The 10,777-nt window shown below is 59.9% G+C and carries 8 protein-coding genes and 2 pseudogenes; 1 reads left to right on the top strand and 9 read right to left on the bottom strand.

Translation table 11 applies throughout. From position 1 onward, the window contains the following. Positions 1 to 632 precede the first annotated feature (632 nt). Entirely contained in the window at positions 633 to 758 is a 126-nt protein-coding gene (locus EN853_RS35180; protein ID WP_281061698.1) for a hypothetical protein, read from the bottom strand. 612 nt (positions 759 to 1,370) lie between these two features. Beyond that, positions 1,371 to 2,276, bottom strand: coding sequence for a thioredoxin-like domain-containing protein (locus EN853_RS30780; protein ID WP_127862764.1), 906 nt, complete (start codon positions 2,274 to 2,276; stop codon positions 1,371 to 1,373). 292 nt (positions 2,277 to 2,568) lie between these two features. Here EN853_RS30780 and EN853_RS30775 point away from each other — a divergent pair. Continuing rightward, a pseudogene (locus EN853_RS30775) lies at positions 2,569 to 3,823 on the top strand (IS110 family transposase). Between the two features lie 208 nt (positions 3,824 to 4,031). On the opposite strand, the gene EN853_RS30770 reads toward EN853_RS30775, so the two are convergent. The 7 genes and pseudogenes from EN853_RS30770 to EN853_RS30740 form a co-directional block, all read right to left on the bottom strand. Next, positions 4,032 to 4,436 carry a cupin domain-containing protein gene (locus EN853_RS30770; protein ID WP_127862763.1) on the bottom strand — a complete coding sequence of 135 codons (405 nt, stop codon included), beginning with the start codon at positions 4,434 to 4,436 and terminating at the stop codon, positions 4,032 to 4,034. A gap of 72 nt (positions 4,437 to 4,508) precedes the next feature. Further along, positions 4,509 to 5,828, bottom strand: coding sequence for an epoxide hydrolase family protein (locus EN853_RS30765; protein ID WP_127862762.1), 1,320 nt, complete (start codon positions 5,826 to 5,828; stop codon positions 4,509 to 4,511). A gap of 337 nt (positions 5,829 to 6,165) precedes the next feature. After that, complete coding sequence (locus tag EN853_RS30760; protein WP_127862761.1) at positions 6,166 to 6,792, bottom strand: VOC family protein; 627 nt, start codon at positions 6,790 to 6,792, stop codon at positions 6,166 to 6,168. A gap of 208 nt (positions 6,793 to 7,000) precedes the next feature. Further along, positions 7,001 to 7,375 (bottom strand): response regulator, encoded by a 375-nt coding sequence (locus tag EN853_RS30755; protein ID WP_127862760.1) that lies wholly within the window; start codon positions 7,373 to 7,375, stop codon positions 7,001 to 7,003. Further along, positions 7,372 to 9,750 (bottom strand): PAS domain-containing protein, encoded by a 2,379-nt coding sequence (locus EN853_RS30750; RefSeq protein ID WP_127862759.1) that lies wholly within the window; start codon positions 9,748 to 9,750, stop codon positions 7,372 to 7,374. Before EN853_RS30750 ends, EN853_RS30755 begins: the two co-directional genes overlap by 4 nt. A gap of 468 nt (positions 9,751 to 10,218) precedes the next feature. Next, positions 10,219 to 10,531 (bottom strand): annotated as a pseudogene (locus tag EN853_RS34885) (type 1 glutamine amidotransferase domain-containing protein); the annotation flags it as partial. A gap of 8 nt (positions 10,532 to 10,539) precedes the next feature. After that, positions 10,540 to 10,776 (bottom strand): 4-oxalocrotonate tautomerase family protein, encoded by a 237-nt coding sequence (locus EN853_RS30740; RefSeq protein ID WP_127862758.1) that lies wholly within the window; start codon positions 10,774 to 10,776, stop codon positions 10,540 to 10,542. Between the last annotated feature and the right edge of the window lies 1 nt (position 10,777).

Below are 10,777 nucleotides of genomic sequence, written 5' to 3'. Positions count from 1 at the left end.
TCGGGCTCCTTGTTGAAGAAGCCCGTGATGCTCTGCCGCTGCCGAACCACCCTCAATGCGAGCGCGACGTCCGGTTCTTGACCTCTACCTCAACCGTTCGCGCCCTCCCGCGCAGCGGGTTTCGTTCCTCGGCCCCAAACCAGCCGCGTCGTTGCGGGTTCATCGACCCTTTTCGTGGATGACGAGACACCGCGTGGAGGGAAAACTAGTCCTCCTTCTGGTCCTTGGGTTCGCCAGACCATACGAGAGAATACGAAGGAAACGGGTTGGCGAACCACCCGCCAACATATTGATTCCCTGTCGAAAACGACGACCCTCAGCGACTAACATAATCGTTATTCGCCAATGGGTTACGAAGCGGTTCGCCAAAGTTGATTCAAGAAGCTGATCCAGCCATTCGCAATGGCATTACCTTACACCGAATGGCAGCTTCGCGCGGCAATGTCGGTCGTCAAGCTGGGTTGGCCGACTCCAAAGTCGGCCATTGCCATGACTCATCCGAGTGCCTGCTGACTACTAGTCTGATCGTTAAGACGCGAAGGGCAGCTTTGCGCCTCATTTCGGTCGTTCGGTGATTGGCACCGTTTGCTGAAAGCAGACATTCGCGACTGCGCATGGTTGAAGAACCAAACTTACGGCTCCAGACCGAAAAATTCCCGAATCGCGCCGACCTGAAAATCGAGCATGTATCGACCCTCATGGATCGAATGGCCGAGCCTGTCTGCCTCGATCAGGAGACGCGTCTTTGGAGGTTTCATGATTGCCTCTCACAGCAGTGCGCCTGTGCGGAGCGTTGACGGGCCGAACGGCAATTTGTCCGAAGCGGTCATCCCTGCAAAACCGGCATTGACCGCCATGTCCTCATTGAATGTCGGCGGACCGACCGTGATGGGCAGCTCCGAATAGATCGCGAGGCGGTCCTTTATCGCTGCCGTGCGCGCCTGGTCGATATCCCAGTACGCAGCTCCGATACGCCTGTATCAATGAGGGCAAGCGCGATGGCCGTACCAGCGCCTCCCGCACCCAACGATCGCGCACCGTTGTCCCGCGCGCGAGCCGCGTTTGGCCTCGACGTCTTTTGCAAATCCTTCGTTTGTAATGGTCGCAACTGCTCAACGCGACCTGCCACTGAACGGCCCCAGGTACGCATCGTCTCAGCCAAGCTTCGGCGCGGCCGACGAGCCTCTGACAATCAGCTGCGGTTCGATAAACGCGTCCTTACGGGATCTCCGCCCCCCAACCAGCTGTTCGCTAATGCAGTTGATGGTGCCTCCCTGGCGCTCAGTTCGAGGGGCTGACGCGCAGACGTAGTCGTGGGCGTCAGCACTTCCCTCGATGTCGCGATCGAGACGGGGCCGGCCGGCCTCGGATCAGCCGAACGTGAAGCAGAAAACTTCGGCGCCCGGGGTGAGAAAGATGATTTCAAATTGGCGATCTGTGATCGGCCCCTGTTGCCGGATCAACTGGAACAGACGCTGCTCGCTAACTGTGCTGTTGCCCTGTTCGTCAACGTCAAGCCCGTGAGATCTGCCCGGTGGCTGACCATCGATCAGGACGCGGAATTTCACGGAGGTTCCAGGCGATGCCGGCCCCATGACAAGATGAAGATCGCGGGCGTGAAATCGGTACGTGATGTTGCCATTCGGCCCTTTTAGAGAGGCGCCGTCGCTGCCCATCGTCCAGCCGCCGGCGAGCGCCCATTCATTCAGGTGCAACTGGGCCGGCGCTTCATAGAGGTGAAGCTTGTTGCGCACCGGACCGCCTAGCGACGCGAAGCCCTGGGTGCGTTTGTAACCGACGTAGTTTTCCGGAGACTTGAGATTGGCCTGGTCCGCGGCGGCCTCAAGGCCGCCGGCGTCGACCGACACCAGATCGGCGCCTATGCCTTGGGCGCCAGCCTCTGCGAGCAACCGCTTAATAATCATTTCCGACTGTTCGTACGAGCCCTCGCCGAAATGTTGATCGCGAACGTTTCCTTGCGCATCGACAAAATAGAACGCCGGCCAATAATTGTTGTTGAACCCGCTCCAGATCGCTCGCTCGCTATCGACCGCGACAGGATAGTCGACGCCCAGCGCTTTCACCTCGCGGCGGACGTTTTCCATGTTCTTCTCAAATCGGAACTCCGGCGTGTGGACGCCGATCACGACCAGCCCCTGGCCCTTGTACTTTTCCGCCCAGGCGCGGAGGTAGGGCTGTACGCGCATCCAATTGATGCAGGTGTAGGTCCAGAAACTGACAAGGATGACTTTTCCGCGGAGGGCCGCCGGCGTCAGTGGCGGGGAATTGAGCCACTCGTTGGCTCGCTCAATAGTTCACCATCGGAGCGGTCCGACCCCGAGGGATGAAGCGACGCTGTCGCAGCGCGCAGCCGCGCGGTAAGATTTGCTGCGGCGCTGGGACCGAGGTCGGCATCGTCTTGGTGCTTCGAGCCCGTTCAATAGTTGGACCTGGAACCCTGCGAGCACCCCGAATTGTTGACGACGGGCATCGCTGCCCGTGATCGCGACTAGTAGATTTCGACAACGAGGGTTCTTCCCGGCGTCGCACCGCAAAGGAGGAAAAGGCATGGACGTGCTCTATCCGCGCTGCGCAGGGCTGGACGTTCACAAGGACACGGTCGTGGCCTGTGTGCGTTGCGTCTCGTCGCCGCCGCATCGCGAGACCCGCAGTTTTGCCACGACGACGCAAGCGCTGCTCGAATTGTCCGAGTGGCTGAGTTCGCACGGCTGCACGCATGTCGCCATGGAGGCGACCGGTATCTACTGGCGGCCGGTCTGGCACATACTCGAAGGCCAGTTCGAGTTGGTGCTGGCCAATGCCCAGCACATCAAGAACGTCCCCGGCCGCAAGACCGACGTCAACGACGCCATGTGGATCGCCGATCTGCTGGCACATGGGCTGATCCGGGCGAGCTTCGTACCGCCCGCCCCGATCCAGGAGCTGCGCGATCTGACCCGCACCCGCAAGCAGCTCGTGCGCGAGATCGCCCAGCACTCGCTGCGCATCCAGAAGGTGCTGGAAGACGCCAACGTCAAACTCGGTAGCGTGCTGTCCGACGTGCTGACCGTCTCCGGCAGAGCGATACTGGGAGCGATCATCGCAGGTGAGAGCGAACCCCGCGCGGTTGGCTGATTTGGCGCGAGGAACCGCACGGCACAAACGGCCCGAACTGATCGAAGCGCTGCGTGGCCGGGTCACCGCGCATCACTGCCTGATGCTCAAGCTGCATCTGGATCTCATCGCCAACCTCGAGCGGGCGCTGGGCGAGGTGGACACCGCTGTGGGAAAATCCTTGGCGCCGATCCGCGAGCGTGCCCGCCTGCTGACGACCATGCCGGGCGTCAGTGACCTCGTCGCCCAGGTCGTCGTGGCGGAGATCGGCGTCGACATGGCGCGCTTTCCCACCGCCGGCCACCTTATCTCCTGGGCCGGCCTGTGTCCGCGCAATGACGAGAGTGCCGGCAAGCGCCGCTCCACGCGTGTGCGCAAGAGCGGCACTTGGTTGAAGACCACCCTGGTCACCGCCGCCTGGGCGGCGGTGCGCGTCAGGGGTAGCTATCTGCAAGCGCAATTCTTGCGCCTCAAGGCACGCCGTGGGGCAAAAAAGGCGATCTTGGCCGTCGCCGCTTCGATGCTCACCGCAGCCTACTTCATGCTTCGTGACGGCGTGCCTTACCACGACCTCGGCCCGCGCCACTTCGATCAGCGCAGCCGCGACAATACCATTCGACGCCTGATGCGCAGGCTCAGCGAACTCGGATGCAACGTCACTCTCGTGGCTCAACATGCCGTGCAAAAGGAGACCTCCCAAGCTTCCTAGTAGACGCCAACTCCGATTGGCCGGCTATCCAGCCAAAAATGGATCCATGGAGCAATGAACTTTGCGGTGCCTTGACAACCATCGGTTGCTCCTTCGCTTCGAAACGGGCGGCCGGCAGCCCAATTGCGTTCATCAACAAGAATGAGGCCAACAAGCGGTTCGTCAGCATGCGGAAATCCTTACGTGGTCTGACTGTGGTCTCCGAATCTCACTTCACCAACTCGACGAGCGGTTTGCCTTTCTCGACGACATACGTGGCAATCTCGGCCGCAGTGACACTGCCGACGTTTTTCGCGGCATGGGGCACCATGGCGGGAATAAACAGCACGCTGCCGGCATTGATGATCTGCGACGGCTGGCCCTCGACCTCGTATTCTATCGAGCCTTCGAGGACGTAGACGACCTCTTCACCGGGATGCCGGTGCATGGGAAAAGCCGCTCCGGGCGCGAATTCTACGCGCGTCTGAACGGCTTCCTGGCCCGGGACGCTGAGATCATGCCTCTGCAGGTCCGTCCGCGTTATCCCATGCATTTGTTCCACCTGTTGCGCCCGGCTTGTGTTGAGGGCGATTCCAGCGATCAACAAGAACGCACTAACCTGCCTTACCTTCATGTCAGCCTCTTACAAATCTTGACGCCGATCCTCCCGGCCATGTTCGGTCGGGTGAGATCTGGTGGAAAATGGTCAGGCCTGCCGGAGAGCCCGGAACGCGGCGCGAAGCTCCGCGCTGAACAATTCTGGCTGCTCCCACGCAGCGAAGTGTCCACCCCTGTCGACCTCGTGGAAGTAGGTTAGGTTGGGGTAGGCACGGCGCGCCCATGTCTCCGGCGGCTTGTAGACGTCTTCAGGAAATACGGTGATGGCGACCGGGAGCGATATCTCGGAGGTCCTTTGCGCGGCCGCGAAGATGATGCTGCCGTGGGGGCCATTCTCCCAGTAGAGTCGCGCCGACGAGGCCCCGGTGTTCGTGAGCCAGTAGAGCGTGATGTTGTGCAGCACGTCGTCTTTCGTTGGCGAGTTTTCAGGATCGGCACCGTACGACCAATGCGAGAAGCCGGGGTGCACAAGAACCCACGCCGCAAGGCCGGCTGGAGAATCCGTCGTGCCGTAGCCCACTGTCTGCGGCCGCGCCGACATCATCGTGAAGTACGCGAGGTTCCCATTCTTTCCGGACATCATGAGCGCTTCAATGACTGCGCGCTCCTGATCGGAGATGCCTGCAGGCAACGGCCCGCCGCCAAGCGCCGCAGCCGCTTCCGGCGGCACCGTTGCCGGCAGATTGACATGAATGCCGCGCAAGCCGGGAGCAGACTGACGCGCCATGGAGTTGCAGATCGCACTGCCCCAATCGCCGCCTTGGGCGACATAGTTGGTGTAGCCAAGGCGTTTCATCAACTCGGCCCATGCTCGCGCGATATGGTCGGGGTCCCACCCGGTGCCGGTCGGTTTGCCCGAGAAGCCGAAGCCGGGCAATGAGGGGATAACGACGTCGAATGCTTCCTCGGCGCTGCCTCCGTGCGCTGTCGGATCCGTGAGGGGGCCGATGATCTTGAGTTGCTCGATTATGGATCCGGGCCAGCCGTGCGAGATGATTAAGGGAAGCGCATTCTTTCCACGGGAACGAACATGAATGAAGTGAATGTCGGTCCCATCGATATTGGTGATGAACTGCGGCAGTGCATTCAGCTTCGCTTCGATCTTTCGCCAGTCGTAATCGGTGCCCCAGTACTGAACCAGGCCCCGCAGCTTTGCCAACTGAGCACCCTGCGACTGATCGGCGACGGTCTCCTTGTCGGGCCACCGCGTAGCAGCAAGTCGCTTGCGAAGATCGATGAGTTCCTTTTTCGGAACGTGAATGTGGAAGGGATGGATGGCGTCGCTGGAGGCCGCCGCACTCGGCAATGACGGGAGCAGTATTGCCGCACCAGCAACCACGACGCCGGTCGTGACTGCGGCCAGAAGTCGGCGTCGATCCTGATTGATATCTTCTGCCATCCTATCCATTTTCCAATCCTCTGGTGTCGGTTTTTTCCCGGCAAGCTGTCGAGAAAGTGGTGTAAGCGAAAGAGGACCGATGCCGGTCGAGACCATCGCGCGCAGCGGGGAGGGGACCGGCAAGGCCGCCGGCCGGCATCGGCGAAGCTGGCCTTGTTCGATGGCCAGCGGACACTGGGAGGCCGGGTTGACGGCGGGCCGCGGCCGCCACCATTTCTACGATCGCGGTCCCGCCCAATGACCGGAGATTACGAACCGGCCAGGGCGTTCACGTTGGCGCAGAACTCGGCGTAAAAGAAAGGCAGGCCGTCGGTGGCAAGCCTGCGCCACCGAGGCTTCGCCGCTCTCACAAGGGAAGCGGCTCGCCTGCCTGCTCGGCTACCATATATTCGCCGTACCATGCGGACCAGTTCTCATCGCGCTGGCCGCCATTTCGCGTCTCATGCTCGCCATGCGCGACCGCCGCACGATGCATCGCAGCCGCAAGCTCGGCTGGCGACGTGAACGTCGTGACATTCGTGTCGACGCGCCCTGGCAATCGAGCGGTGACCTCCTGGAGCAGCCACCGGTTGCCATCCGGATCGCTGAATGACGCGAGCGAGCCGTAGCTTGCCCGGTTCGGAGCTAGGCCACCTACCGGACCTGCGTTGCCTCTATGGAACACTTCAGTGACCTCGACCCCGCGCTCGGCGAGTTCGGCGCGCGCTGCCACGATGTCGGATACGACCAGAAAAAGGGCCGGGTTTTCGCCGAGGTGTATCGATGACGGCGAGCCTGGGGGCGTCAGCTGGACTGCGCGAGAGCCGTCATCCCTGACAAAGTCCGCATCGACCCGCCAGCCCAAATCGTAGTAGAAGTTCTTGGCGCGATCGATATCCGCAACTGGGATGACAGCGACCTCAAGCTTCATGTCGACTGCGCGTGCCTTCGGGATTTTGGTTGCGGCTTCGCTGCTCGCCAGAATCGCGTTCATCTTGATCTCCTTTGCGTGTCAGATGCTCGCGCCAGATTTGTCCGGCACCGGGCCTAAAACAATTGCACGAAAGTGTTGGCGATACCTTTGGATTGCTAGACGCAGATGCAATGCATTCCGTGATACCGAGCACGCAATACGGCGTGCCGGGTGCGTAGAATTCTACTGACTCGAAATACTCTGTCGGAGGCAGCGAACCCCGCCGCGTTCAGTCGGACTCGAGGGCTAGGTCGAGCGCCGCCTGCAGCGCTGTGTCGCTAAACGGCTTGATCAGGCATCCGGCCGAACCCTTTTTGAGAAGAATCGGTGGAACCGTTTCGTCCCTTGGCGCCGTGATGAACACGATTGGGATAGACTGACCTCGGCGCGTCAACTCTCGTTCAAGATCTGGCCCTGTCATACCGGGCATGTAGACGTCAAGAACCAGACAGTCTGTCTGATTGATAGCGCTGGACACCAGAAACTCCTCGGCCGAAGAAAACGCTTCGGCACGGAAACCGAACTCCCTCAGCAAATCGGGCAGCGACTCGCGCACAGACTCGTCGTCATCCACAATCGACACAAGAGGGCGGAGGCCGCTCATGCAAAACCTCGGTTTATTGAAGCGCTGACCGGTGTCGAAATGACCGAGGAGAAGTGGGCCGGTATCGCCGGCCGTACATACTCGTGAATAGAAAAAGAGAAAGTTGCACCGTGACCCTCATTTGCCTCTGCCCAAAGACGGCCGCCATGGCTTTCGACGATCGAGCGACTGACGGAAAGCCCTATGCCCATACCGTCAGCCTTGGTCGTGTAGAAGGCTTCGAAAAGCCGCTCTGACCCGTGTGGATCAAGTCCGACGCCAGCGTCTCGAACGAAGAGGCGGATATCGCCATCCTCGCCAAGTTCGGTTCCAAGCACGACAAGTCTTGGGCGATCGTCGACCAGGATCGTTGCGTCGGCGGCATTGCGCAGCAGGTTCATGATGACCTGCTGCAATTGAACACGGTCGCCGCCGACGAGGGGTAGCCCGCCTGCGAGTTGGGTATGAAGCAGCACCCGGTTTCGTTGAAGTTCACCGGAAAATAATGCGATCACCTCAACTGCGGCCTCGTTTAAGTCGACAGGCTCAACAGCTGCAGGCTTTTTCTCGAACAGAGAACGAAGCCGCGCGATCACCTCCGCCGCGCGATTGCCGTCCCGGATGGTGCGCCGCGCGGTTTCCCGCGCGCCATCGACGTTCGGCGGATCGGCTGCCAGCATCCGCAGGCAAGTGCCAGCATTGATGACAATGCCTGAAAGCGGCTGGTTTACTTCATGCGCGATCGACGCCGTCAGGGCGCCCAAACTCATGATCCGAGTGGTATGTGCAAGTTCGGATCGGACTTTTTCCAGCGCTTCTTCAGACCGGCGGCGTTGCGTGATGTCGAGGACCGCACCGATGTATTCGATCTGACCGGAATCGTTCTTGGCCAGATGGGCAATCAGGTGAAGGTGCTTGACCGTCTGATCGGGCAAGATGATCCGGTGCTGAAACTCAAAGTCGCTCTCGCCCCGTTGTGCCTTGTCGAGCATGGCACCCATCACGTCCAAATCTTCTGGATGCACACGACTGGCGATCCGTTCAAGCGTTATGACCGTCCCAGGCTTAAAGTCGAAGATTCGATAAAGAGGCTCCGACCATAAAATCTCGCCTGTTCCAACCTGCCAGGAAATATTGCCCATGCCGGCAAGGTACTGACCTTCCGCCAAGAATGCCTCGCTGCGCTTCAGAGCTTCTTCGGCTCGCTTGCGATCATGGATGTCAGTGTTTGTGCCGTACCATTTCACGAGGTTTCCGGCTTCATCGTGAAGCGGATTTGCACGGAATAGACACCATCGGTACTCGCCGTCAAAGCGGCGGAGACGCGCTTCAGCTTCGCCGGGGCGTCCGGACGCAAATATGTCCTGAAAAGTTGCATTTAGACCGGCTGCATCGTCAGGATGGACCGAGGCAGTCAGATCCCAATAGTCGGACAACTCGGTGGTCGGTTCCCAGTCCTTGGAACCCATGGAGAGGCCGACATAATAGAGATAGTGCTCGTTGAAGAATTCAGCAGTACCGTCCGGACGCGCCGACCACACCATTACGGGTATCGTATTGACGATGAGCCCAAGATTACGCCCATTTTCCCTGAGGCTCTCGTTTGCTCGCTTGCGATCGTCGATATCTACAATGGTGCCGTACCACTTCACGACATTGTCGGTGTCGCCGTGATGCGGATGGGCTTGGGTCAGGAACCATCGATATTGTCCGTCGTGGCGGCGCAATCTCGCTTCAGCCTCTCCGGGCCTTCCCGAAGCCAGGATAGCCTGCAAGGTCGAAGTTAAGCCGGCTATGTCGTCCGGGTGGGTTGATGCGGTCCAGCCCCAGCCCTCGGCTTCCTCGGCGGTAATGCCGAGATAGTCGAGAAAATTCCGATTCAAGAACTCGACTTCGCCGTCGGCTTTGGCAGCCCATGCCAAGGCGGGGATTGAACCGAGAATCCGGTGAAGATTTCGTTCGTTTTCTTTGAGCGCCTTCTGAAAATCCCGCTCGGCCGCAGCCAACATCGCCTCTCGCTGTCGCAGCGTTTCTTCGGCACGTTTTCTGTGCACGATTTCAGCGTTGACCACGTACCACTCGACGATATGGCCGAGATCGTCGAATACTGGGCCGCAGTTGATTGCGAAATTTCGGTATCCCCCGGCAGCGCTCCGGAGACGCGCTTCCATTTCACCAGGTTCACCTGACTCAAGTATGGAACGCCAGCGTTCCAGCAAATATGGCTGATCCTCCGGGTCGATCACTGCCTGCCATCCCGAGGCACGGAATTGCTCCAGGCTGAGCCCCGTATAGGCAGACCAGCGTTGATTGACGAAATGAGCCCGCCCATCCGGCAAAGCGATCCAAATCATAGCCGGTAGTGCATCCAAAACACGGCGCCGATCGATCTCCATCTCGTCCCTTCCCGATCTCGCGTGCGCGGAAACATACGTCGACTTCATCTCGACGTCTATTGTGCCATGGTGTCGTTTGGCAGTGCAGGAGCTACCCATCTCACGGTATTGGCGACACCGATCGTTCTATAGTCTGGACGCCATTAGGCGGTAGCGTTGGGGATCGCGCTTGGTCAAAGGAGAAGCCGTCATGGCTTTCACCAAGTCAGCCGCGCAGCGTACGCGCGCGAGGGCGGGCGAGAACCTCGACGATCTGAGAACGACTAAGAACCTACTTGACGAGTTCCGCTTGCCGACTTCGACCTACGTGAAGTCGCCCGACTCGCTGTGCGCACCGAGGATAGTGATATCGGTCTCGACGAGACCCACTCGGTTGATGTCGATCCGATCGACGCCGCCCGTAGGCTTGGAAGGTTGTAGATTTGCTCTCATAGACCCTATGCGCGCGCCAGAACCAAAACTGAGCGTTCAGCACTTGAGCAACTCACTGGCAGCCGCGCCAGACGAGGAGGGATTCTGGCCGGTGATCAGCCGACCGTCCACGACTGTGAAATGGGCCCAATCGACAGCTTTTTCAAAGTCGCTGCCCAGACGCCTCAGCTCGTCCTCAACGAGGAAGGGCACCACCTTAGTTAGGTGGACGGCGTCTTCCTCGGAATTGGTGAAGCTGGTGACGCGCTTCCCTTGACGATGGGCTGCCCCTCGTAGGTCACCTTTTGGAGCGCAGCGGGGCATGACAGACGGCGGCGACTGGCTTGCCGGAGTTGTAGAAATCCTCGATCGATCGGATCAGCTTCCTGTCGCCGCGCGCACGAGCCGGTAGTCGAGCGTAGGCAAGCCACCCCAGCCCCAGTTGTCTGTGTCGACCTCCTCGATGATGACAAAGGTCGAGTCGAAGGGCTTGTTCAGGACATCGCGCAGGAGCTCGCTCGCGCCCTTGATTAGCGCCGCCTTCTCCTCCGTTGTGACGGACGTTGTTCCTGACTTGGTGCCCTCGCGGGTTACTTGAATAGTAACAATCGGCATG

Source organism: Mesorhizobium sp. M1C.F.Ca.ET.210.01.1.1, assembly GCF_004791585.1.
GTDB lineage: Bacteria > Pseudomonadota > Alphaproteobacteria > Rhizobiales > Rhizobiaceae > Mesorhizobium.
The sequence above is the reverse complement of the archived record's forward strand: the minus strand, read 5'-3'. Positions and strand labels throughout refer to the sequence as shown.

Coding starts and splice junctions, on each gene's coding strand:
- EN853_RS30740 (WP_127862758.1), bottom strand. CDS start 10,776: ATGCCGATTGTTACTATTCAAGTAACCCGCGAGGGCACCAAGTCAGGA.
- EN853_RS30755 (WP_127862760.1), bottom strand. CDS start 7,375: ATGAGCGGCCTCCGCCCTCTTGTGTCGATTGTGGATGACGACGAGTCT.
- EN853_RS35180 (WP_281061698.1), bottom strand. CDS start 758: ATGAAACCTCCAAAGACGCGTCTCCTGATCGAGGCAGACAGGCTCGGC.
- EN853_RS30770 (WP_127862763.1), bottom strand. CDS start 4,436: ATGAAGGTAAGGCAGGTTAGTGCGTTCTTGTTGATCGCTGGAATCGCC.
- EN853_RS30760 (WP_127862761.1), bottom strand. CDS start 6,792: ATGAACGCGATTCTGGCGAGCAGCGAAGCCGCAACCAAAATCCCGAAG.
- EN853_RS30765 (WP_127862762.1), bottom strand. CDS start 5,828: ATGGATAGGATGGCAGAAGATATCAATCAGGATCGACGCCGACTTCTG.
- EN853_RS30750 (WP_127862759.1), bottom strand. CDS start 9,750: ATGGAGATCGATCGGCGCCGTGTTTTGGATGCACTACCGGCTATGATT.